Here is a 23,635-nt window from a genome sequence, read left to right as displayed (position 1 = left end):
CAACCGTCTGTCGAGCGATTTAATCACCCTAGGAGGCACCTCAATGACCCGTTTACTTTGGCCCGCAAGTTTAGTGGGTCTCTGGACACTTTCCCTAATTACCCTCAAAGTTTCTGACCAATGGGCGGCAAATAGCCCTCATGCTTCTGTCCTCAGTCCAGCCATTGCCGCCGAACCTTGGGGCCTGGTCACGCTCAAACCTCCCAGCCAACCCCAACCGGATTCCCCAACTATGGTCATGACTCCAAATCAATATCAGCAATACCGCACGACTATTGAACGCACCCAGGCCATGCTGAACAATACCGAAGCGATTCGTTTGGCCCAACAGTACGGTCTGAACCTGCTCAACGTCACCTGGGAAGATACGGGCCGCTATCAAAATTCAGCCGTTGGCCCCAACATCAGCGACATGACGATTCAAATGCAGCAGTTTAACCCCACAACCAAAAGCTATGAACTGAGCTTGATGCCCGTAATCCGCTATCCCAACTTCACGGATAAAACCGGGGATGTGCCGCTGGAGCGATTTTATATCCGAGTTGGCAATGAAAAAGGTAGAACGCTCAAACGGGTCAGCCTCAAAGAATTGCTCAGTAATTTTCGCAACTATCTCCACCAGCCCCAATCTTGGCCTGGCCGAAATAAATCCCTCTTAGCTCCCCGCGATACCCATGTGTTGGTCAGTGCCCAGGCCTGTTTTCTGCCTATTCCTCAGGGTGGTAAAGCCGAATTTAATCCGGTGTTGTTTAACTATCAGTCCTACGAGAAAAATCCGGCTGTCCTGACGATCCTTGTCACCCGTGAAGGAACCAGTGCCACGATTATTGACAACAAGCGGGATGGTTTTCAAGCTGGACAGACCTGGGGCCAACGCCTATTCTTTAACAAAAATGGGTTGCGGGCTAGCTTAACCGGACAACGAGCCAGTGATTTTAGCAGTAACCCTGACGCTCCCGGTCCGACTACGCCGCTCACCTCTGCCCAGGCCGAAGCTGATGGTTTGAATATGGTGATGTTAATTCAAGTCCCCCTCAAACAACAGCCCCGACCGCAACGTGATTTCAGTCTGAACCAAGCTTTTCCCAGTGCTGCTCCGATGATGGAATCTGCAAGTAGGGGTGGTTCTAATGTGGAAGCTGCGGTGATTGGCCATGGGCGAGTGGAAGGGCCTTATACAGAAATTGATAACCTCCCAATCGAGCGCGACCCCCGTTTCCCAATTCGTGTCACGGTGCAGTTTTATAAAGCCACGAGTAATGGCATGGTCTCACCAGAGGATATGCGCCAAATCAATGCCCAAATCAGCCGGGTTTATCAGGATGCGGATTTTGTCGGCAGTTTAGTGGTGGATGGTAGCACCGGCCGGCCAACGGAATATCAAGGCCCCAAACAAGAACCGCCGGGTTGGTGGGAAGATTTTTGGCAGCGATATGAGGCAAATTCCGGGCAATCGCGACAAGAGGCCATGGAAATGTTACGCAAATTACGGGGACTGGCCTGGATGCCGAAAACCCCAGCGGAACTTCAAAAAGCCCTGGCGGACTCCAATCGTCACCCCCAGCCTTAAAAACCGACAAAAAAAAGAGGCCTAAAACTTAGACCCCTGACTACACTTTGACCGCTGAGAATTGTGCTTACACGAAACACAAAGGAGAATCTAGGGAATTATAGTAAACCCCAGAAATGCAGAACGCCCTGCTTGGTGAGTAATTCAGTCACAAGGGCAGCAACAAATCCAATCATGGCCAAACGACCATTCCAAATTTCGGCCTGGGGGGTAAAGCCAAATACCCAAGCATTCCGGTCTTCTGTCTTGGCAACCTTAGTAGCGTCTGTCATAGTTTTGACTCCTGACGTAAACCCGATGAACTTGTAAATCAATGTAACAACTTTCTCCAAAGATTGCAACAAGTCTTAATAATTAGTCCATCTTTGCCCGAAGCTGAGACAACTACAGAGTTTGGCGGGGGGCCTATATCAGGGGAGGCAGTCAACCTATTAATTGAGTCTAATTCCTAATTAGTTGAAAATTACTTCCACTGGATTGGAGCAGTTGATCTCTAGGACTGGCAAAAAATAGGATTCCCATTCAGCCATATTCAGTGAGTGACCCCTGCCAATAGGAATCAAACAATCATAAATCGCAAAAAAATGGGGCCTGCCACCAACGACTGACCCCACCTGCCGATTCCTCAAGAGAGGAGAACACTGAAAATTACTATAACTTAGTTGAGAAATAGTAGCAACTATTTTGCAAAAATTTCTGAGACGATCAACGGGGTATGATAGCCAAAGCCTTGGAGTCTCTGGTGATATGGCGTTACAGTTGCGGGTCTATGTACCTCCCCATCCTCTCATCCAACATTGGTTAGCCGTAGCCCGGGATGTCGGAACGCCGACCGCTTTGTTTCGGACGGCCATGACCGAGTTAGGTCGCTGGTTAACCTATGAAGCGGCGCGAGATTGGCTGCCAACCCTAGAAACAATGGTTGAAACCCCCTTGGCTCCCTGTGCAGCTAAAGTGGTTGACTCCCAAGCCCCGTTGGTGGTAGTGCCGATTTTGCGGGCAGGATTATCGCTGCTCACGGGTGTTGAAAGTGTCATTCCCCTCGCCAAGACCTATCACATTGGCATTGTCCGTAATGAAGCAACCCTAGAACCATCTTGCTATCTGAATAAGTTTCCTGACCAGTTTGAACCCAGGACACGCCTCCTGATTAGTGAACCCATGCTGGCCACGGGCGGCTCGATTATGACCACCATGACTGAACTCACCCAACGGGGTATAGACCCATCTCTAGTCCGAATTATTGCCATTGTTGCTGCCCCGCCTGCCTTGCAAAAGTTAGGAGCCCATTTCCCAGCAGTCCAGGTTTACACCGCTACCATTGATCCAGAGTTAAATGAACAGGGGTTTATTGTCCCAGGCCTGGGAGATGCAGGGGATCGTAGTTTTGGGACTTGAACCAGATCCGCTAGAGTGGGAAAGGAAATGGTAGCAGGCAGATATGGAAAATCGCAGTGACCGCTTTGGGAGTGGGTTTATTGCTGGGGCAGTATTTGGAAGCATTGTGGGTGCCTTTGCCGCTGTTTTTTTAACCAACAAACTCGCTGAGTTAGAAGCAGGGCCGCCCAATAGATCGCCAGCAGGGGGACGTTTACCCTTAGGGATGAATGATGAAACCGCCATGGAGTCAGCCCGTCAGGGACTAGAAGCTAAAATTGCCCAACTCAACGACGCTGTGGATGATCTGCAACAACGCCTCAGTACCGTTTCAGAATCCAACGACCTTTAGGCCAGTCCCCCGTTGGAGACAAATTCGCTACCATCACTCAATTTTGCTGATTAGCCCTAGGGAGTTCCGTTATCTGTGAATGAATTTATGAATGATGCCTCTGTTGTCCCCTTAGTTCTCACCGCATTGAGTAATTTTCTCCAAATCTACTTAATTATCCTGCTAGTCCGCGTCCTTTTAACTTGGTTTCCGAATGTGGACTGGGGGAATCCGGTCTTTTCGATCCTGGCTCAATTAACCGACCCCTATTTAAATATTTTTCGGAGCTTAATCCCCCCCATCGGTGGCCTGGACTTTTCCCCTATCATTGCTTTCTTTCTGCTACAGTTCCTTGTCCAACTTCTCAGTTCGTTCTCGCGGGGGGGCGCGCTGTTTTAAGATTGACAATACAGGTTTAAAACGGATTTTCCGCCAGAACATTTCGGTTGTTCCACTTTGTTACAGTAGAAGATTAAGCCATGACCGCAGTCCTCAGCCCCTCCCTCGATCTAGACCACGTTAACCAAGAGCTAGATGGTCAGCATCCGGCTCAAATTTTGGCCTGGGCCCTCGCCCAATTTCCCACCGGACTGGTACAGACAAGTGCCTTTAATGTCGATGACTTGGTGATTACAGATCTGCTCTATCGCCAACTTCAGCCCGCCGCCCCAATCCCGGTTCTATTCCTCGAAACCCTCCATCATTTCCCCGAAACCCTAGAACTCGTTAAAAAAGCAGAGTCTCACTACAAGCTAGACCTACAGGTTTATCAAATTCGGGGAGTCAATGATCGGACGGAATTTGCCCAAAAATTTGGTGAATCCCTCTGGGATACCGATGTGGTCAAGTTTCATCATCTGACCAAAATTGAACCCTTAGAGCGGGGGTTATTAGAGCTGGGGACAACGGCTTGGATTACTGGCCGCCGTCGCGATCAGGCTGTAACCCGGGCCGAAATGCCCTATGTGGAACTAGATAAGCTGGGCCGCTATAAAATTAACCCCTTGGCGGCCTGGACACGCAAACAATCATGGATCTACGTGGCAGAGCATGGAATGATGTATAATCCACTCCACGATCAAGGCTATGCCAGTATTGGCGACGAACCCCTGACAACTCCGGTGGGTGAGGGCGAAGATGAGCGGGCCGGGCGTTGGCGGGGACTAGGCAAAACTGAATGTGGAATTCATATTTAAGTTTCAGTTTCCTGTTTTTCTAACCTATCCTTAATATCTACTCAGCAGCAGGAACCTAGGGAGACTAGAGACATTTCACCTTATCCCTAGGTTTCTGTTTGAGCTAGAAATTTCCTCGCTCCTGACTCAGAGCTGACGTATCCCTTCATCTGAGCTAGATCGGCAATCTTGATGGAGATTTTTCGGGGAGTAGGGTGGGATTATGAGTCGATAGCACAGTCCTAATTAAGCGGAATAAAACTAATTCCCAATTAGGGTTCTTCCCTAGCCCCTGACAGACAGTTGGATATTTGTCCCCAGAAAACACCCTAAACCCCAGTAAATTTTGTATGGTAAGTTATTGCTCAGGATAGTATCAACATCATCATTCACCCTTCCAGTGGCAATGCCATGAGTCACCTCCATGAGTAACGTGTTAGTTGTTGAAGACAGTGCGCCCCAACGGGAAATGATCAGTGAGCTTCTGGCTAAGTCGGGGATGACCGTTGCGTTGGCGACTGACGGGGTAGAAGCACTGGAACAGGTCAAGGCTCTGCAACCCGATATTGTTGTTCTCGATATTGTCATGCCTCGTAAAAATGGCTATGAGGTCTGTCGGGAAATTAAGTCAGATCCGAGTACCCAGAACGTTCCAGTCATTATCTGTAGCTCCAAAGGCGAGGACTTTGATAAGTATTGGGGCATGAAACAGGGAGCAGATGCCTATATTGTCAAGCCTTTTCAGCCGAAAGAATTAATTGGCACAATCAAGCAACTATTGAGGGGAGCCGGGTAATGCTGAGTAGCTCAGATTTTTTAGCTGATGATTCCCAGGTTCTAGATGGCAGTTTCCAGGGCCTTCAAACCCCCGAGGGGGATTTACATTTACGGTTTTCCCTCAGTTCTGGAACTGAATTGGCCCTGCCTGCCGTTGGGGTTCGAGAAGTGATTGCCACTCCCCCAGATCGGATTACCCCTGTTCCCAATACCTCAGCCACCCTCTTGGGAGTCCTGAACTTACGGGGGCAAGTCATTTGGGTAGCAGATGCTGGACAATTTTTGGGAGAAGAAGCCCCGATCAATGCCGATCGGCCGGAAATTTCCATTATTGCCATTGAAGATGAGGAATTAGTCGTTGGCCTGGCAGTGGATCAGGTGAAAGGTATGGAGTGGTTGAATCCAGAGGCAATTGTCCCACCTGGTAACATTAGCGACAGCATGATTCCCTTTATTCGAGGAGAATGGATTATGGATGAAGCCTCATCCCAGAGCTTAAAGTTGCTGGATCCAGTCGCTGTGATTCGTAGTGCTCGCTGGGGAGGATAAACATTAAATTAAAAGACCGGCCTGCAATACCGTAGATTCAAGTTTCTTTACATTTGACGGTCTTTGTAATCTTCAAACAGGAATTAAACATACTCTATATAAGTAGGTAAGCGCAGGCGATGTCTCACACACCACAGTGCAGTTAGGGGAGCAAGTTTAATGGCATCCAGTACCCAGTACACCCAAGAATATCAAAAAGCTGTGACAGCCTATATTCAGGGGAATTATGACCAGGCTGCGACAATCGTGGACAAGCTGGTCATCACTCGTCCTGACGATCCCAATATTCGCTTACTGCGGGGACATATCTACTGTTGCCAAGAACAATATCAACCAGCCCAAGAGCAATACGAGTTGGTGTTAAATCTGACCTCTGATCCGGAGCTAATTAATTGCGCCAATGAAAGTTTGTCCAAGACCTTAGAACTGGTGGACATTGGGGGAACCAATGGGGGTAACGCTTACGAAGAAGACTGGGATAGTGATGAACCCACCGGATTGCAAATGGGCCATACCTTTATCCAAACTAACCAGGCCCCCTCTCAGGCGGAATCTGTGAGTGCTCAGTTCCAGGCCAGTGACTCTTTACCCGAAGATTTGGCCGTTCCGGCTGAGTTCTCTCTCACCTCAACAGATGAAGTTTTGTCGGGAGAGTCAGACCTAGATCCCTTTGCCATTGGCATCGCTGTAGAGGCTCCCAAGAGTTCAAATCTGGACTGGAGCGATATTCCTGCTGATTTAGGAGCGATTGATGGTGATTCTGACTTCGTCGGCCTTAATTTTGACCAAGGGCCAGCCCTGGAGACTGATGAGCTAGATTCCGAAAACGAAATGACCATGCTCATGCCCAATCAACCAGACCTTTCCGCCCTTGATTCGGAATTAGTGGTTTCGGTGGGAGAGGCGAGTCTTGGCAACTTGGATAATTTGTTTGGCGATCCCTTTGCCACAGATATTGGGGATGGAGATGTATTTGTAACCAAAACTCCCCAAGCCTGGTCAGAGCCAAATTCGCTGGAACCTTCTCCCATTCTGCCGAGTCAACCAGCCGTTGAGGCTAGCCTAGAAACCGCCCAAGACTTTGATTTTGACTTTGATCCCAATGCTTTAGGGGACATGGATGACCTTGGAGATCTGGGTGATATTGCCGACCTTGAAGAGTTTGATGGCTTAGAAGATTTTGATCTAGATAATATCAGCGACCTAAGTGGTGACCTTAACGACTTCGGGCAGACGGAGGCCCTAGCCATAGATGAGTTCGCTACAGAAATTCAGCTTGAAGGAAATGTGCCAGCCCCAGAACCCATCGCCAACTTCTTCCCTGAGGAATCGGATGGGATTGCCGAGGTAGAGTCCTCCGAATCAATTGCTTCTCTGGTCACGGATTCAGTCACACCTCTAGAAGGGCTATCTCAGGCAGAAGTTACCCCTTCTGAATTGGGTTTGGATTTGGCCTGGGATGAAGAGCCAGCCATTGCCGGTTCTTCTGAGCTTGAGTTGCCAGGAGAAATTCGGCCTGAACCGGACTCAGATTATCTAGAGGATTTCTTTGCTGATAATCTCGCCGATGACTCAGGAATTGCACTGGATTTTGATGCTGACGCGGCTCTGTTTTCTCTTGATGGTGAATCGGGTCAACCCAATGGAGAAGCGGCAGAGACTGCTGTTTATTTTGCAACTGAGCCAGGCCTGGAGACGCAAGCATCACTAGAGGCAGAGTTAACGCAGTCCCCATCACCCGGCCCCGATGTCGTAGATTTACTAGAGTTTACAGACACCGATATTCCCCTTGAGATGGAGGAAACCAGTGATGAAGATGACTTAACAGCCTTTTTAGAAACTCCTGAACCAAATCCTGAGTCAGGTTCAAGCCCGTCATTCCTTGACCTGGATTCCATTCCCTCGGCCTTGGAGGAGGATGGTGAAGATCTCTTTGGGGATTATTTTGCAGCCCAACCCACTCCTGGGACAGCTTGGGAAGAGTCAGAAGAAGTGGAGGCGATCTTCATCAATGCCACCGATACGGCCGAACCTGCTGCTATTTCTACAGAGAGTACCTTTGCTGATCCGGATACCGAAGGGGCAGAACCCAATCTCGAACTTCTGGAGTTGCCAGAATTAGAGATTTTTGGCACTGGAGCAGGGGAATTGGATTTTGGCGAAGTGGAATCTTCCGAAAGCCCAGTTGGGGTATCTCCTCAGTGGGAAATGGATACATTCCAGGCCTCAGAGCTTCCCCTCCCTATTGATCTAGAGGGCGAGGCTGCAGCCCCAATGAATGAAACATTCGCCATTGTCCCTGAGGATCTGGACTTATCAGCGGAGTTGAGTCAATTACCCGATTTAGATTTCGGTGACAATGACACCCCCAGTATTGCCCAGGCCAGTGCCGAGCTTGAGGATTTGTCAGCCTTTACCCAGCCAGCCCCAATTCCCATACCTTCCCCTGTCCCCTCGCCTCCACTCCGTCCTGTTGTAGCCACCACTACCACCTCCCTGAGCAGTAGTGATACCAGTGCTTCCTCATTTAGTAAGCGCAATACCACTACGGCCCTGACAGTGGGGGTTGTCTCTGCCTTGGCCTCTGGGTTGGTTGGCCTGGGCATTAATCAGGGTGAAAACGTCCCCAGTGCCTTGCTAGGTGGCCTGGCAGGGGGCTTTGCTGGAGGTGTTGCTGCCTACGCCTTAGGGCGGCGAAATGTGGATCATATTAAGCGCTGCACTACTGATTTACAGGCTCAGTTTAATGCCGTCATTACTGGGGATATTTCAGCCACCGCTACGGTCTTTGCTCCAGATGAGTTAGGGCAGCTGGCCACCAGTTTTAACACCATGACTCAGTCAATCCAAGGGGTGATGGCCGAGAGTCAGCAAAAAGCAGAGGAAAATGAGCGGCAACGGGATGACCTGCAACGACAGGTGATTCGCCTATTGGATGATGTCGAAGGGGCTGCTCGCGGAGATCTGACGGTTCAAGCCGAGGTCACTGCGGATGTCCTTGGGGCAGTCGCTGACTCCTTTAACCTGACTATTTTTAATCTCCGCAAGATTGTGCAACAGGTGAAAGTTGCAGCCCGGCAAGTCAATAAAGGGGCAACGGATAATGAAATCTTTGCTCGTAGTCTCTCTTCCGATGCTTTACGCCAGGCCGAAGAGTTAGCGGTGACGCTCAACTCGGTGCAGATGATGACCAATGCCATTCAACGGGTGGCCGAAAGTGCTAAAGAAGCCAATCTCGTCGCTCGCAATGCAACAGAAGCCGCTCTCAAAGGTGGCGAAGCGGTGGAGCGAACCGTGGCAGGGATTCTCCAAATTCGGGAAACAGTGGCGGAAACGACCCGGAAAGTCAAGCATCTCGCCGAGTCATCCCAGGAGATTTCCAAAATTGTCGGCTTAATTTCCCAAATTTCGGCTCGTACCAACCTGTTAGCATTGAACGCCAGTATTGAGGCCGCTCGGGCTGGGGAATCGGGGAAAGGATTTGCTATCGTTGCAGATGAAGTCCGGCAACTCGCAGATCGGGCCGCTAAATCCTCCAAGGAAATTGAGCAAATCGTCCTCCAAATTCAAAGTGAAACCGGGGCGGTGATGACGGCGATGGAAGAAGGTACTCAACAGGTGATTGAAGGAACCCGGCGGGCAGAACAAGCCAAACATTCCCTGGAGGATATTATCCAAGTTTCCAGTCAGATTGATAGCTTAGTGCGCTCCATTACCAGTGCCACAGTGGAGCAGACGGAAACGGCCCGTTCCATGGCTCAAGTGATGCAGTCGGTAGAACTCACAGCCCAGGCCACCTCTCAGGAAGCCCAACGAGTCTCGGATTCTCTCCAAAATCTGGTGACAGTTGCCCGAGATCTACAGTCTTCGGTAGAGCGGTTTAAGGTTGAACAAACGGAAGAACAGGGGTAATTCAAGGAGTGGGCGATGCAGACTGATCAGCAAAAGCGCATCTTAGGCTATTTCATTGAGGAAGCTCAAGAGCATTTAACCACCATTGAGACCAGCCTCATGAATTTGCAGGGGGTGGTTGATGACCCGGAAGCCATGAGTGAGATGTTTCGGGCCGCTCATTCCGTTAAGGGTGGGGCAGCTATGCTGGGTTTGCACAGCATTCAGCAAATTTCCCACAAACTAGAGGACTACTTCAAGATCCTTAAGGAGCATCCCGTCCGGGTAGATGAAACCTTAGAAACTCTTTTTTTACAGGGGTTTGATGCCCTACGAGAACTTTTAGACGAACTCCAAAGCCCCTTTGGCCTATCTGAAGAGGTGGCCAACCAGGCCCTGAGTCAAACTGAACCTGTCTTTGATCAGTTAGAGGCTCATCTGAGTGGTTTAGTGTCCGGCGCACCCACACCTGCTGTTACTCTGACTTCTATCCCGATCGCCCCCACTGCAATAGCCGAACCTAGCGATGGGCGGGAATTTGTGTTTCAAACCGATGTCCCAGAACGGCTCCGGGGGATGTTGCAACTGTTCAAGCAGGCGGACTCCCCGGAGATTCGTCAAGAGTTACAAGCCGCTTGTGTTAGCTTAGGGCAGTTGGGAGAACCCTTTGATCTGCAGGCCTGGGTCAACCTATTAGAGGCTGCCGAGCGGGCCATTGCTAATCCTGACAATAGCCTTTTGGCCCTGGCCCCCACCATCATTAAAGACATTAAGGCGGCCCGTGATCTCGTCCTAGCCCAGCAAGAGGGTGAGATTCGCCTTTCCCCGGAAATGCTGCCTCTCTTACCGGTTGAACCGGTTCTTGAGTCCCCATTGGTCTTAGAGGAGAGTCTTCCAGAGGCAGTGATGCCCATGGCCACACTAGACCCAATTGGAGCATTAGAAGCATCCAGGGAGTTCTTCCCCTCTGAACCAGAGGTAATTGCCGCCGAATTAAGGGAAGAAGCGGTGGCCTGGCAGACAACGGAAGCGGATCTGAGTGAATTAGATGATATTTTTGAGCTTTCTGGAGAACTGCCTCCCCCTTGGCCAGGCCTGGACTATGGCTTTGAGTCCACTCAGCCTGTGATTGATGCCGATGATGATCTCTCCGAATTTTTAGAAAGCACGGCGGCAGCAGCCGGAGCTAGCAATGAGATGGATCTCTCGGGTCTATTTGGGGAGAGAACCGCAGCAGTTGAGGATCTAGCTGAGTTGGGCGGTTTAGATTTCACGAGTTCCGAGCCAGACCCCCTTGCCAGCGGTGGCGTGCGTGATGAAGAAGTTGACCTAGCTACCTTTTTTGCCCAAACAACGGCATCACAGCCCCTAGAACCCCAGTCCCTAGAGATTCCTGCTGATGCGGCTGGCTTGGGGAGCTTGATTGATACCTTGCTGGAGGGCATTGATCAAAGCGAAGCCAATTTAACCGCTGACAGTGAATTTTTAGATACCTTCTTGGCAGAGGAAATCACCCCTGCCACCTTAGAGGCTTTGACACCTCCCGGCCGGGTCGAGACTCCTACCTCGGATTGGCGCGAATCTACAGAGGTGGCCGCCGTTCTTGATGAACTGATTGTCCCAGCCCCAGAACTTAGCTCGTTGGGGGATCAGGAGAATTTAGAACAACTGGCAACTTCAGCTGATTTAGAAGCCTTCATGGCCGCTACTGCCGATGAACCCTTACCTAGTCCTGGTATGGTTTCAGATCAAGATGATATTCTCAATGATCTGAGCGAAATTAGTGAAATTTTTGCGGGGCGGGTGGCTGCTACCCCAGTGCCTACGGTTGACTTTGAAGACCTTGATGCCCTCCTAGCTGAAGCTCCACCTCAAGCCCCAGAGACTGTAGCTGACCCAACTCCGGCCTGGGATGACCTAGAATCGCTCCTTGAGGAACCCGTTGCCGGCACTGAATCCGTTCCAGCCTACCGACTGAGGGAGTTTGATTCCCTACTCACCGACTTAACCCCCAATCCAGCCCTCTCCGCTGATCCCATCTCCCCCGCCCTCAATTTACGTCCGCGGACGACTCGGCGTAGTGCCAGTGCAGGCTTTGATCAAACCATGCGGGTTTCTGTCAAGCATTTAGATGGTCTCAACAACCTAGTCGGGGAATTGGTTGTTAATCGGAATGCCTTAGAAGATAACCAAGAGCGGCTCCGACAATTTTTAGATAACCTCCTCTATCAAGTTCAGCAGTTGGGGGATGTCAGCCAACAAATGCAGGATTTATACGACCGTTCCCTCCTCGAAAGCTCTTTGTTCAGCAGCATTTCTCAACCTCGCGGCTTTGGGCGGGAGAGTGCCAATGACCCTAACCATGCCACCGGGGTGCAATTTGACTCCCTGGAAATGGATCGGTTCACTGGCTTCCATACCCTTTCCCAGGAAGTTATTGAACGAATTGTTCGCGTTCGAGAGGCTGCCTCCGACATTGAATATGTGGTTGATGAAGTTGAGCAAACAACCCGGATGTTCCGCCAAGTCACCACCCAAGTCCAAGAAAGTTTGAGTCGTTCCCGAATGGTGCCCTTCCGAGAAATGGCCACACGCTTACCGGGTGCCGTTCGCCAAATTGCCAGCAAATGTGGCAAGCAAGCCAACCTGGAAATTGAAGGCGAAGGAATTCTCGTAGATAAGGGGATTCTTGAGCGGCTCTACGATCCCATGACCCACCTGATCAACAATGCTATCTATCACGGGATTGAAACCCCAGAGGAGCGTCGGGCCAAGGGGAAACCAGAAAAAGGAACTGTGAAGATCCGGGCCTTTTACCAGGGTAGTCAGACGATTATTTCCGTCAGTGATGATGGCCATGGGATTGATTCGGAACGGGTTAAAGCCAAGGCCATTGCCACTGGAATTATTTCTGCTTCTGAAGCTAATCACCTGACCCGCCAAGATATTTATGGTCTCCTTTTTCGGTCTGGGTTTAGCACCAAGGATCAGGCCGATGATTTGGCCGGGCGTGGCGTGGGTATGGATGTCGTCCGGGTTAGCCTTGAGGAAATTCGCGGCAGCATCAACACTGATTCCACCCTCGGTAAAGGCACAACCTTCACAATTCGCTTACCTCTGACTCTGAGTATTACAAAAGCCCTCTGTTGTATTGATAATCACTGCCGGATTGCCTTCCCCATTGATGGTGTGGAAGATATGCTAGATATTCCCGAAGATCGCTTACAGGTGAGTGAGGACGGTGAGCAGAAACTGGCCTGGCGGGATCGGCAGTTGACATTCCGGCGGTTGACAGATTTACTTCCTTATCGACGACAAATTAGTCGAAGTAATGTCTATGGTGGAGCCAGTCATGAGGAAGATGTCATTTCCGTTGTCATTCTCCGCAGTGCCGATGATTTGATTGCCCTACAAGTGGATCAGGTCATTGGTGAGCAGGAAATTGTGATTAAGCAACTGGCGGGGCCGGTTCCCAAGCCTATGGGGATTGCTGGAGTTACCGTACAAGGGGATGGACGTGCAATGGCCATTGCCGACATTCTGGAGTTAGTTGATCTCTCTCTCAATCGTCTCGAACCTGGAGATTGGGGTACGCCAATGCCTCCCCTACCGGAAGAACCTGTCAAGACCGAACCGCTAGTGTTGATTATTGACGACTCTATTACGGTGCGGGAATTACTCTCAATGACCTTTACTCGAGCAGGTTATCGAGTTGAACAAGCCCGTGATGGGCAGGATGCCTGGGAAAAACTCCGCTCTGGCTTACCCTGTGATTTAGTTTTCTGCGATATTGAGATGCCGCGGATGGATGGCCTGGAGTTGCTGTCGCGGATGCAGAAAGATCCTACTTTAAGCCAACTACCGATTGCGATGCTGACTTCACGGGGGGCAGATCGTCACCGGCAAATGGCTGCCCAACTGGGAGCACGAGGCTATTTCACCAAACCCTACTTGGAGGAGCAGTTATTGGATGCGGCAAATCGCTTGCTCCAGGGGGAAGTTTTGGTTTCTGAACCAGTCACATGAACCAAACTAGTTATGGGTTAGAGGAATTTACAGCATTATTTCCTTTTCCCTTAGATAACTTCCAACTCCAGGCCATTGAGGCCCTCAATCAAAACTGTTCTGTTGTCGTCTGTGCCCCCACGGGTTCTGGGAAGACTCTGGTTGGAGAGTATGTGATTCATCGGGCCTTGGCGCGGCAACGACGGGTTTTTTATACCACTCCCTTAAAGGCACTCTCAAATCAAAAACTGCGGGATTTTCGGGAACAATTTGGCCATGAACAAGTGGGCCTATTAACAGGGGATGTGTCCATTAATCGTGATGCACCCATTTTAGTCATGACTACCGAAATTTTTCGGAATATGCTCTATGGCACGCCAATTGGGGAAGTGGGCACATCCTTAGCCGGAGTCGAGTCGGTGGTTTTAGATGAATGCCATTATATGAATGATCGGCAACGAGGGACTGTGTGGGAAGAGTCAATCATTTATTGTCCAGCCGAAATTCAGTTAGTCGCCCTTTCTGCCACCATCGCCAATGGGGAACAACTAACGGATTGGATTACCGCCGTGCACGGGGAGACCAGGCTGATTTATTCGGATTGGCGACCTGTTCCCCTACAGTTTTATTTTTGCCAGGGAAAGGGATTATTTCCTCTCCTAAATAGTGAGAAAACCCATCTCAATGCCCGTTTACTGCGCTCCAACCCTCCTCCTGGCCGAGGCCGGAAACGCCCAGAGTTCCTCAATTTAGCTTATGTGGTCAATCAGTTAGCCCAGCGGCAAATGTTACCAGCCATCTACTTTATTTTTAGTCGACGCGGCTGTGACCAGGCCCTGCAACAAATGGGGGGGGTGAATCTCCTCAATCCAGAGGAATCCCAGGCCCTGAACCAAATTTTGGACGAGTTCTTAACCCGTAATGGGGCTGTTGTTCCCACGGCCCACATTGCCCCCTTGCGCCAGGGGATTGCCGCCCACCATGCCGGAGTCTTACCCCTTTGGAAAACCCTAATTGAAGAGCTTTTTCAGGAAGGCTTAATCAAAGTCGTGTTTGCCACCGAAACCCTTGCGGCGGGAATTAATATGCCAGCCCGAACAACAGTATTATCGTCTCTTTCCAAACGCACGGATTCTGGGCATCGCTTGCTAACAGCCTCTGAGTTTTTGCAAATTTCGGGGCGGGCCGGACGGCGGGGGATGGATGAAATTGGCCATGTGGTGACCTTGCAAACCCCCTTTGAAGGTGCACGGGAAGCTGCCTATCTGGCTACTGTTGGCCCGGATCCCCTGGTGAGTCAATTTACACCCAGTTATGGGATGGTTTTAAATCTGCTGCAACGGCATACCTTAGAGGAAGCCAGAGACTTGATTGAGCGCAGTTTTGGCCAATACCTTGCCACCTTACACCTTGCTCCCCAACGCCAGGCCATTACGACACTAGAAGTAGAACTGGAAGAGATTAACCAGCGTCTAGATCCTGCCAACCCCCAGGCCCTGAGTCGTTATCAAAAGCTGCGGGAACGGCTCCGCCAAGAACAACGCCTCCTGAAAACCCTGAGCCACCAGGCCGAGGCCCTGGCCCATGAACAGCGGGTTCCCCAACTTTTGGTTGCTCAACCAGGGACTTTAGTGTGCTTGGATACGACCGAACTCCATCCCAAGGTGGAAGATGCCTATCTCACGGCGATCCTTGCTGCCAAACTGCCGGGGCCGGGGCAATTTCCCCTCTTAGGTTGTTGGGGAGTTAATAACCGCTTTTATGTCGTCGCATTGGAGCAGGTCAAGGCCATTGGCGAGGTAGCTCCAGTGATGTTCCCAGCCTGGCCTACCGACATTTCCCCTAAACGTGGGTATTCCTGGAACGGGCCTACGGAAGCAGCCAACATCGCCAAAGCTTTACCGGAAATGCATCCCGATGTTTCCCGAGAAGTCCAGGCCCAGGCCCAGAAAATTGCCCAAATTGAGACTGAAATGGCCACCCTACCCGTGGGGGCGAATCCAGGGACGGCTTTACGATTACGGCGACGACGGGAGAAATTATTAACAGACCTGGTGGATCGCCAAGAAAAACTGAGCCAGCAAGCCCACCCCCATTGGGAAGACTTTTTGAGTTTAATTGCCATTTTGCAAGAGTTTGGGGGCCTGGAGGATTTAGTTGCTACCCCCTTGGGGCAATTAGCGGCTTCCTTGCGGGGCGAGAACGAACTGTGGTTAGCCTTGGCATTCGATTCTGGAGCCTTGGATGAGTTGCCCCCGCAACAACTAGCCGCCGCCTGTGCCGCCTTAGTCACCGAAACCCCCCGCCCCGATAGCTGGACAGATTATGCTCTTTCTGCACCAGTTGAAGAGGCCTTAAGCAGCTTGCGCCCACTCCGCCGCCAGTTGTTCCAGGCCCAGCGCCGCAAACGAGTGATTTTCCCGATCTGGTTAGAAACGGGTTTAGTCGGCCTGGTGGAGCATTGGGCCTTAGGAATTGACTGGTCTGCTCTCTGCCAAGCTACGAACTTAGATCAGGGGGATTTAGTCCGTCTGTTGCGCCGCACCTTAGATGTTCTCTCCCAAATTCCCCATGCGCCCCATGCCAGCCCAACCCTGAAGAAATCGGCAACCCAGGCCCGCCAATTACTGGATCGCTTCCCCGTTAATGACTTACTTGTCGAAGACCCCGATATCAATCCTCAGGATATAGTCAGCCTCAGTTCGTGAATTTAAGAAGGGCAGTAACGCCTTGCCTGAGAACCCAGGTAAATAATTTACCAAGAATCTGTTTTCTTAGATACAGAATGTCCTAGCTGAGCTTTCGTAATAGTAAGAGATGAAGCAACTAAAACATTTAACCCAAGTAAGACCTAATCGCTTTTCTGGGCAATTGAGGAAATAAATAACGATATGGCCTAGTTAATAGTCTCTGATAATGCTTCCCTAAAGTCTTACCAGATTAAATCTACCTCTAGGTTAAGTTACCTGGACTCAATTATTTGAGGTAGCACTTGAATCAGCAGTATTTGATTAAAGCCAGACACGGACTTTTGCAAGTGCGCCTAAAGCTGCGGAATACTGCCTACCCAGTTCTTCCAGGCCTGCGTCTGTCCTATCAAAAATAGGTAATACACCGCTATAGGTCTAACTGTAGGTTTTTGAGTGTGTAGGAGTTTTCACAATAGACAATAGCTAGGAAATTTTTTGATACCTGCTTTTTTTCATATCGCCTTTATTTGGCTAAGGACTGAGCAACAATGACAAAATTTTCGACTCCCAAGTGGCGTTTTTTTCGGTACACTGACTTCAAGTCAAAGACCTGGGGGCAAACTATATCCTCTCTTTGGTTAGCGTTCCGAAGATTTGCTGATCTCTCCCAGCCCCCTGCTCCCTTGGCTGGCTCCCGCCGCTTTATTGTTCTATTTGCCTTGCCTCTATGCCTGATTGGATTTTCTAGTTTATTGGCTGGGCCATTCGCTGAGGGTTCTCTGGCCCAAACCGCAGATGCAGCCACAGATCCCTACAAGGCCATTGACGCAGCCGACACAGCCTGGATGTTAGTCAGTACAGCCTTGGTCTTGTTGATGACACCCGGCCTGGCATTTTTCTATGGTGGCTTAGTCCGCTCCCGCAACGTCCTGAACACAATCATGATGAGCCTCGTTTCCATGGGAGTCGTGGGGGTAACCTGGGTGCTGTGGGGGTACAGTTTAGCCTTCAGTCATGTTTCCCTCAATGACAAGAATTTTGAAACTGGGATTGGCGCATTGATTGGCGGCTTGAATTGGATTGGGTTGCATGGTGTTGATCTGGCCCCAGATCCCGGTGGAATTTATGCCGCGACCATTCCCCATGAACTGTTTATGCTCTATCAAATGACCTTTGCCATTATTACGGTGGCGTTGGTGTCAGGCGCGATTGTGGAGCGGATCAGTTTTAAGGCCTACTTTTGGTTTCTGATCCTATGGTCAACTTTTATTTACTCGCCTTTAGCGCACATGGTTTGGGGACGGGGCTTTTTAGGCAGTATCAATGCGCTCGATTTTGCCGGGGGGACGGTGGTGCACATCAGTTCTGGAGTCTCGGCCTTAGTGGCGGCCTGGATGTTAGGGGCGCGCAAGGATCATCAAGTTGCCCCCATGTTGCCTCACAATGTGCCCTTTGTTTTGCTCGGGGTGGGTTTGCTTTGGTTTGGCTGGTTTGGCTTTAACGGGGGTAGTGCCTTAGGGATTGGCGGTGATGTGGCCAAATTACCTTCAGCAACAGTGGCAGTGGTCGCAACAACAATTGCAGCAGCAGCAGCAGGCTTAACGTGGATGTTGGCGGAATGGCTACTACGAGGTGTACCCACTGCTGTCGGATTAGGAAGTGGTTTTGTGGCTGGCCTGGTCGGAATTACTCCTGCGGCCGGTTTTGTGACTCCCCTGAGTGCGCTGGCTATTGGGGCAATTACAGCCTTGTGCTGCTATGGAGCCGTCAACTTAAAAGCCAAGTTAAAGTTTGATGATGCTCTGGATACATTTCCTGTTCATGGTGTGGGGGGAACAGTCGGGGCCCTTTTAACCGGGGTGTTTGCCACAAAAGTGGTCAATGGTTTTGCCAATACCGATGGTTTACTGTACGGCAATCCAGGCCAACTGCTGCCTCAACTCACCAGCATCATCGTTTCTTGGGTGTTAGCGGGTGTCGGTACATTCATTATTCTCAAACTGTTGTCATTGGTGATGGACTTACGGGTGAGTACCGATGTGGAGGATGAGGGCCTGGATATTCATGAGCACGGTGAGGCAGCCTATGGCGGTGATTTTCCTAGCGAAATCAGTCTCAAGCGTTAACGCTGGATGCCTGATCAGACAGATTAATCTTTGACAATGATTGCAATCCTGCTATGGCGTTATCCATGTGGGGCTAGATTGGAGCAGGTCAGCAAAAAGTTCTGAGGCAATGCCTTGAGAATTTCTACCAGCTTAGATATAGTCCCTCGACCCCGATAAACTTAAGCTTTGCCTTTGCTTTGGAAAGCGGATCATGGGAGAGAATAGGGCCTGGATGTGATTCAGTTGTGCCTCAGTTTTTGAGGATTTCCTATGCGCTTGCGCCCACGTTACCCGGCCAAGTTATCCCATTGGTTATTACGGGAAAATACAGCAAAGGGGCACGAGCAGTCCCAGGCCTGGTGGCGGGTCATGTGTCTGACGGGTGTGGATTACTTTTCAACGCTGGGCTATCAACCGGGAATTGCGGCTTTGGCGGCTGGGGCCCTCTCTCCCGTAGCAACCTTGATTTTGATCCTCTTAACCCTGTTTGGCGCGTTACCCATTTATCGGCGGGTGGCCAGCTTTAGTCCCCACGGCGAAGGCTCCATTGCCATGTTGGAACATCTGCTTCCTTGGTGGCAGGGGAAATTATTGGTTCTCGGCCTGTTGGGCTTTATGGCTACGGACTTCATGATTACGATCACCATTTCCGCCGCCGATGCCACGGCCCACCTCTTAGAAAATCCCTTTGTACAGGGGCTGGGACTGTTTCCAGGGGAAAATGTTCTCGTCACATTGGTCTTGATTGTCCTCCTCGCCCTTGTTTTTCTGCGGGGTTTTCGGGAGGCCGTGGGGATTGCCGTGCCCTTGGTGGTTGTCTATTTATTCCTGAATACCATCACGATTATTGTGGCTGGCTATCATGTCATGGAAAACTGGGGGCAGGTGGTGGCCTGGCAAAATCTCCTCTTGACCAGTTATCCAAACCCACTGCTGCTGCTGGTGACGGCAGGGTTACTCTTTCCTAAATTGGCGTTGGGGCTATCGGGCTTTGAAACCGGGGTGGTAGTGATGCCTTTGATTCGGGGTCGGGCCGGAGATACAGAAGATCAACCCATAGGCCGGATTAAGAATACTGGCAAAATGCTGGGTCTGGCGGCGGTGCTGATGAGTATCTTTCTGTTATCCAGTAGTCTGGTGACTATTTTGTTAATCCCGGCGGCAGAATTTCAAACTGGAGGCAGTGCCAATGGCCGGGCCCTCGCCTATCTGGCCCATGAGTATTTGGGAAATGGGTTTGGCACAGTTTATGACATCAGTACCATCTTGATTTTGTGGTTTGCCGGGGCTTCGGCGATGGCGGGGCTGTTGAATGTGGTTCCCCGTTATTTACCCCGCTATGGGATGGCCCCTAGTTGGACAAGAATGCGGCGGCCCTTGGTCTTGGTCTATACCGCCATTGCTTTTTTCGTTACGGTGCTCTTCCAGGCCAATGTGGATGCCCAGGGGGCGGCCTATGCAACCGGGGTTTTGGTCTTGATGAGTTCGGCCGCTGTCGCTGTCACCCTGGTCTTTCGACATCGCCCAGGCCTGGCTAAATGGGGCTTTGGCTTTATTAGTCTGGTTTTTGCCTATACAACTCTTGTCAATATTGCCGAGCGACCGGAAGGGATTAAGATTGCCAGCTTTTTTATTGGGGTGGTTGTGATCATTTCCCTGATTTCCCGAGTGTGGCGTTCTACAGAATTACGGATTGAGTCGGTCAGCTTTGATCCAGCGGCAATGGAGTTTATTCACCAGGAAAGTAACAATCAAGGGATTATTCGCCTGATTGCCCATCGCTACAGTGCCAATACAGGCCCCAATGACTACCAGGCCAAGGAACAGCGGGTTCGTGAGGATGACCATATTCCGCCAACGGATTCAGTCCTATTTTTGGAGGTGCAGGTTGCTGATGCGTCCACCTTTAGCCAAACCATTGGAGTCCAGGGGCTAACCATTGGAGAACAGCGGGTTTTACGCACCCAGGCCGCGGCGATTCCCAATGCCATTGCGGCAATTTTGCTCCAAATTCGGGATGATACCGGCCAACTCCCCCATGTTTACTTTGGTTGGGCCGAGGGACATCCGATTAAGTTTTTAATCCGCTTTATCTTGTTTGGCGAAGGAGACACCGCTTTAGTGACGCGGGAAGTGTTGCGTCAAGCCGAACCGGATCCTGAGCAACGGCCGAGAATTCATGTCGGGGGATAGGGGAAGTTTGAGGACGCGATGGGGCAAATATCGTTACAGTAAGGGAAGTAAAGTTTTGTCACAAACTCCTATGCCCTCTCAACCGTTTCTAACGCCAGCCGCCGCAATCAAGGATCCGCAAGTCCCGGCCTGGTATGCCCTAGACCCGGTTTGGCAAGGAACAACGGATGTGATTCCTGTGGGATTACCCCATGCCCTGTTGGCCCCGGCCTGGCAGATTTTAATCTTGGGCGATGGCTCACCGACTCGGCATTTACAACTCCTGACGGGGGAACCTACAGAGGTGGATGTGATTGATATGTCTCTGGTTGGCCTGGATGCAGATCACGCTCCGCCGGCAATTGCGGCAATTCCTGGCCCAAGGCTCAGACGACAAGTGTGGTTGCGGACTGCTTCGGGTCAACGTTTGGCCTATGCCACTTCTTGGTGGGAAGCTGCCCATGTGGATGAATATCTCCAAAACCGGGCTTTACCCATTTGGGCCAGTCTAGCCAAACTAAAGGTCGAACTGTATCGGGATATTCAGGGGGTTTATTTGGGTCATTCCCCAGAGTTAGCGGCTGCCTTCGGGGAAACCGGGCCGTTTTGGGGCCGACATTACTTGTTCTGGCACGACCATCGCCCGTTAACAGTCATCTATGAAGTTTTTTCACCCTATCTCTGTCGCTATCTGGGCCCGATGAGTTGTCATCCTTAGGTTAAGCGGTGATTCTCATGCTCAAGCTCTGAGGTCAACATCTTGGTACAAGAGACTGTGCCCCAGGCCTGGCGCGGTAAAAAATGACTGAAGCTAGGTATGATGTGCGCCTTGGCTTCTAAAGGCTTTTTTCCCCTTCCCAATTACTTAAATCATGTCAGAGTGAAGAGGACTATAGCCACAACTTAATGAAGCGGGATAGGCATGAAATTTTGAAAATAATCTTGCAACATTTTGATGAAATTATTGAGGCTTGAAATCGCTACTTTGAGTATAAAAATGACTAAGTTTCACCATGTCCAGGCCCTGGAGTTTGAGGGAGATGATCTCATTCTCAAGGTAGATAACCAAGTTGCTCGCACCCTATTAGTGAAATTTCGCCACGATTAGCCCAGGCCAGCCCAGAAGAACGCTCTATCTATCAAGTTTCCCCGGCTGGATATGGGATTCACTGGCCCCTAATTGATGAGGATTTGTCTATTAACGGGTTACTGAGAATTGCCCAAAAATCATCAGTTGCTACGGTTTAACTGCTGTTATTAAGGTGATCGCTTTCAATTTGGCTAATCTCTGGTTTCCATGAAGTCATCTGAAAATTGGTCTAAGCTGTCAAACAATAATTGCCAGGGATGATCTTTAGAAATGAGAATGATTGAATCACCAACCTTCTTGATATAAAACTCAGTGCCAGAAAGTTCTATTTCTTTGGGAAGGATGACAATTTGGTGATCGCCATCGGTTTTGATTTGAGCGGTATTCATGGCCAACTTCTCTAGGCTAATGTCTTTAATTATCGTTGATAGCACATCGTGAAAAATGTAGTCTTGTGTTCAAGTCATCGCTTCATCCCAGGCCTGGGCAAAGTCAGCTAAAACCTCTGCTTGGGTGGGTTCATCGGTTGCTTCTGATTCTGGAACAAGAATGATCACTTCAACTCGACTATTTTCATCAATGGTCAGGGGTTGATCTAGGGTTAATTGCCCCTGATAGTTAATGGTTGCCATGACTTTGACGGCTTTCATAATGATTTCCTTGAATTATTTAGGGGCATAGTTTTGATCAACATATTAAAATCCTTGTAAGATTTTGGGTTTCAGGCCAGCTTACAGAAACGCCCTATCTATCAAGTTTCCCCGGCCGGATATGGGATTCACTGGAGGAGGTTTAGCGAGTGTAAGGCTGTTCTATGCGCAAGCCTGAGATGACTTGGTAGTGCTTGATGTTAAAAGTGCAGAGGGTTACATTCCGCCCAACGGCACAGGCCCCAATTAAAGCATCAATCAAACCAATTTTGTGAGACAGGTGATAGGCCGTAAAATCAGATAGGGCCCGGGCGCAGTCAGTTTCAGTTGGCCAGACAATCGTTAAGGGGGCGATGAGTTGGAGCACTTGACGCACCTGTTGCTTATTCTGAGCATCTTGAATCAACTCCATAACCACAAAGCCAGGAATACTTGGTAGTTCTGGGAGAGAGGCAAACCAGGCCAGGGCCGGCTCATACCCCCGCTGAATATCGATCATGACATCGGTATCAACTAGGTACATTTGCTACCTAAATTCGCTCACGGTATTCAGCTTGATCGCGTAATCTGCGGGCATACTCTTGGCTATTTGCAATATCAGGCCGAGAGTTAATCACCCCAATACTTTCCCAGTAGGCAACAAGCTCAACTCCTGTTTTGGGAGGGTTTTGCAAAAAAGGACGAAGGGAGAGAACTCGAAGAATATATTCCGGCAGCGGTAGATTTAGTTGGGCAGCCTCGTCAGAAAGCTCGTTCTCTAGGTCTGAGGGTAATTCCAAAGAGATAGTCATTGCCTGGAGTCTTCTACACTACGAAGTTAATACAGTGCCATATTACAAAACCTTTCACCCCTTTTGGGATTGATGTATTGATTGCCGAGCCTGTGTTACGAGATAGCCTGAGATTGGATGCTAGAAAACTGGTACAAAGAGCGAGAACGATATGAGTCAGAACTTAACTAAAGCTGAACAACAACGCCTCGCTGCTGTCAATATCCAAGTGGCCCGACAATTAGGCCAGGCCCTCAAAAATCCTGAAGTCTTAGCCGATATACCTAATGGAGCCGTTGTTTTTCCGATTACCACAGATGCTTGGATCAATGAGCAAAATGAGAAACTTGCGGCCATCGCTGTCTCAGAAGGGAAGCCTGTTCATTGGATCAAAATCGAGGACTTTACTAAGACACAGAGCCTCAATACGACAGAAATCCTTACTGCATAGTAAGCTCGATCTCCAGGCCTGGCAAAATC

20 protein-coding genes are annotated in these 23,635 nt (G+C 50.1%); 15 read left to right on the top strand and 5 right to left on the bottom strand.

What is annotated here, in order from left to right:
* Nucleotides 1–43: 43 nt before the first annotated feature.
* Nucleotides 44–1,570 carry a hypothetical protein gene (locus tag SYN6312_RS00165; RefSeq protein WP_015122835.1) on the top strand — a complete coding sequence of 509 codons (1,527 nt, stop codon included), beginning with the start codon at nucleotides 44–46 and terminating at the stop codon, nucleotides 1,568–1,570.
* Between the two features lie 98 nt (nucleotides 1,571–1,668).
* On the opposite strand, the gene SYN6312_RS00160 is transcribed toward SYN6312_RS00165, so the two are convergent.
* The gene (locus SYN6312_RS00160; RefSeq protein ID WP_015122834.1) at nucleotides 1,669–1,842 is read right to left on the bottom strand and encodes a chlorophyll a/b-binding protein; all 174 of its coding nucleotides are present in this window, start codon (nucleotides 1,840–1,842) and stop codon (nucleotides 1,669–1,671) included.
* 475 nt (nucleotides 1,843–2,317) lie between these two features.
* Between SYN6312_RS00160 and upp the strand changes: the two genes are divergently transcribed.
* From upp to SYN6312_RS20450, 13 genes are all read left to right on the top strand, one after another.
* Nucleotides 2,318–2,968 carry a uracil phosphoribosyltransferase gene (gene upp / locus SYN6312_RS00155; protein ID WP_015122833.1) on the top strand — a complete coding sequence of 217 codons (651 nt, stop codon included), beginning with the start codon at nucleotides 2,318–2,320 and terminating at the stop codon, nucleotides 2,966–2,968.
* A gap of 43 nt (nucleotides 2,969–3,011) precedes the next feature.
* Nucleotides 3,012–3,299 carry a hypothetical protein gene (locus SYN6312_RS00150; RefSeq protein ID WP_015122832.1) on the top strand — a complete coding sequence of 96 codons (288 nt, stop codon included), beginning with the start codon at nucleotides 3,012–3,014 and terminating at the stop codon, nucleotides 3,297–3,299.
* An 87-nt stretch (nucleotides 3,300–3,386) separates the two neighbouring features.
* Nucleotides 3,387–3,677, top strand: coding sequence for a YggT family protein (locus SYN6312_RS00145; RefSeq protein ID WP_015122831.1), 291 nt, complete (start codon nucleotides 3,387–3,389; stop codon nucleotides 3,675–3,677).
* An 80-nt stretch (nucleotides 3,678–3,757) separates the two neighbouring features.
* Complete coding sequence (gene cysH / locus SYN6312_RS00140) at nucleotides 3,758–4,474, top strand: phosphoadenosine phosphosulfate reductase (RefSeq protein WP_015122830.1); 717 nt, start codon at nucleotides 3,758–3,760, stop codon at nucleotides 4,472–4,474.
* Nucleotides 4,475–4,877: 403 nt separating this feature from the next.
* Nucleotides 4,878–5,249, top strand: a complete 372-nt coding sequence (locus SYN6312_RS00135) for a response regulator transcription factor (RefSeq protein ID WP_015122829.1) — start codon at nucleotides 4,878–4,880, stop codon at nucleotides 5,247–5,249.
* Nucleotides 5,249–5,779, top strand: coding sequence for a chemotaxis protein CheW (locus SYN6312_RS00130; RefSeq protein ID WP_015122828.1), 531 nt, complete (start codon nucleotides 5,249–5,251; stop codon nucleotides 5,777–5,779). The genes SYN6312_RS00135 and SYN6312_RS00130 overlap by 1 nt, the downstream gene beginning before the upstream one ends.
* A gap of 159 nt (nucleotides 5,780–5,938) precedes the next feature.
* Nucleotides 5,939–9,691 carry a HAMP domain-containing methyl-accepting chemotaxis protein gene (locus SYN6312_RS20850; protein WP_015122827.1) on the top strand — a complete coding sequence of 1,251 codons (3,753 nt, stop codon included), beginning with the start codon at nucleotides 5,939–5,941 and terminating at the stop codon, nucleotides 9,689–9,691.
* A 15-nt stretch (nucleotides 9,692–9,706) separates the two neighbouring features.
* Nucleotides 9,707–13,696 carry a response regulator gene (locus tag SYN6312_RS00120; RefSeq protein WP_015122826.1) on the top strand — a complete coding sequence of 1,330 codons (3,990 nt, stop codon included), beginning with the start codon at nucleotides 9,707–9,709 and terminating at the stop codon, nucleotides 13,694–13,696.
* Entirely contained in the window at nucleotides 13,693–16,383 is a 2,691-nt protein-coding gene (locus SYN6312_RS00115) for an RNA helicase (protein ID WP_015122825.1), read from the top strand. Before SYN6312_RS00120 ends, SYN6312_RS00115 begins: the two co-directional genes overlap by 4 nt.
* Nucleotides 16,384–16,913: 530 nt before the next feature.
* On the top strand, nucleotides 16,914–18,491 hold the full coding sequence (locus SYN6312_RS00110) for an ammonium transporter (RefSeq protein ID WP_015122824.1): 1,578 nt from the start codon (nucleotides 16,914–16,916) through the stop codon (nucleotides 18,489–18,491).
* A 252-nt stretch (nucleotides 18,492–18,743) separates the two neighbouring features.
* Nucleotides 18,744–20,666 (top strand): hypothetical protein, encoded by a 1,923-nt coding sequence (locus tag SYN6312_RS00105; RefSeq protein WP_015122823.1) that lies wholly within the window; start codon nucleotides 18,744–18,746, stop codon nucleotides 20,664–20,666.
* 70 nt (nucleotides 20,667–20,736) lie between these two features.
* Nucleotides 20,737–21,363 carry a chorismate lyase gene (locus SYN6312_RS00100; protein WP_015122822.1) on the top strand — a complete coding sequence of 209 codons (627 nt, stop codon included), beginning with the start codon at nucleotides 20,737–20,739 and terminating at the stop codon, nucleotides 21,361–21,363.
* A 365-nt stretch (nucleotides 21,364–21,728) separates the two neighbouring features.
* A complete protein-coding gene (locus tag SYN6312_RS20450) occupies nucleotides 21,729–21,893 on the top strand; it encodes a DUF2442 domain-containing protein (RefSeq protein ID WP_156804892.1) in 165 nt (54 codons plus the stop codon).
* Nucleotides 21,894–21,926: 33 nt separating this feature from the next.
* Here the strand turns inward: SYN6312_RS20450 and SYN6312_RS00095 are convergent, their stop codons facing one another.
* From SYN6312_RS00095 to SYN6312_RS00080, 4 genes are all read right to left on the bottom strand, one after another.
* A complete protein-coding gene (locus SYN6312_RS00095; RefSeq protein ID WP_015122821.1) occupies nucleotides 21,927–22,124 on the bottom strand; it encodes an antitoxin in 198 nt (65 codons plus the stop codon).
* Between the two features lie 69 nt (nucleotides 22,125–22,193).
* Entirely contained in the window at nucleotides 22,194–22,385 is a 192-nt protein-coding gene (locus SYN6312_RS00090) for a hypothetical protein (protein WP_015122820.1), read from the bottom strand.
* 142 nt (nucleotides 22,386–22,527) lie between these two features.
* A complete protein-coding gene (locus SYN6312_RS00085) occupies nucleotides 22,528–22,908 on the bottom strand; it encodes a PIN domain-containing protein (protein ID WP_015122819.1) in 381 nt (126 codons plus the stop codon).
* 7 nt (nucleotides 22,909–22,915) lie between these two features.
* Nucleotides 22,916–23,176 carry a hypothetical protein gene (locus SYN6312_RS00080; RefSeq protein WP_015122818.1) on the bottom strand — a complete coding sequence of 87 codons (261 nt, stop codon included), beginning with the start codon at nucleotides 23,174–23,176 and terminating at the stop codon, nucleotides 22,916–22,918.
* 151 nt (nucleotides 23,177–23,327) lie between these two features.
* Here SYN6312_RS00080 and SYN6312_RS00075 point away from each other — a divergent pair, with 151 nt between their 5' ends.
* The gene (locus tag SYN6312_RS00075; RefSeq protein ID WP_015122817.1) at nucleotides 23,328–23,606 is read left to right on the top strand and encodes a hypothetical protein; all 279 of its coding nucleotides are present in this window, start codon (nucleotides 23,328–23,330) and stop codon (nucleotides 23,604–23,606) included.
* Nucleotides 23,607–23,635 lie beyond the last annotated feature (29 nt).

The sequence above is a fragment of the Synechococcus sp. PCC 6312 genome (assembly GCF_000316685.1).
Classification (GTDB): Bacteria; Cyanobacteriota; Cyanobacteriia; order Thermosynechococcales; family Thermosynechococcaceae; genus Pseudocalidococcus.
This window is presented reverse-complemented; position numbering and strand designations above follow the sequence as displayed.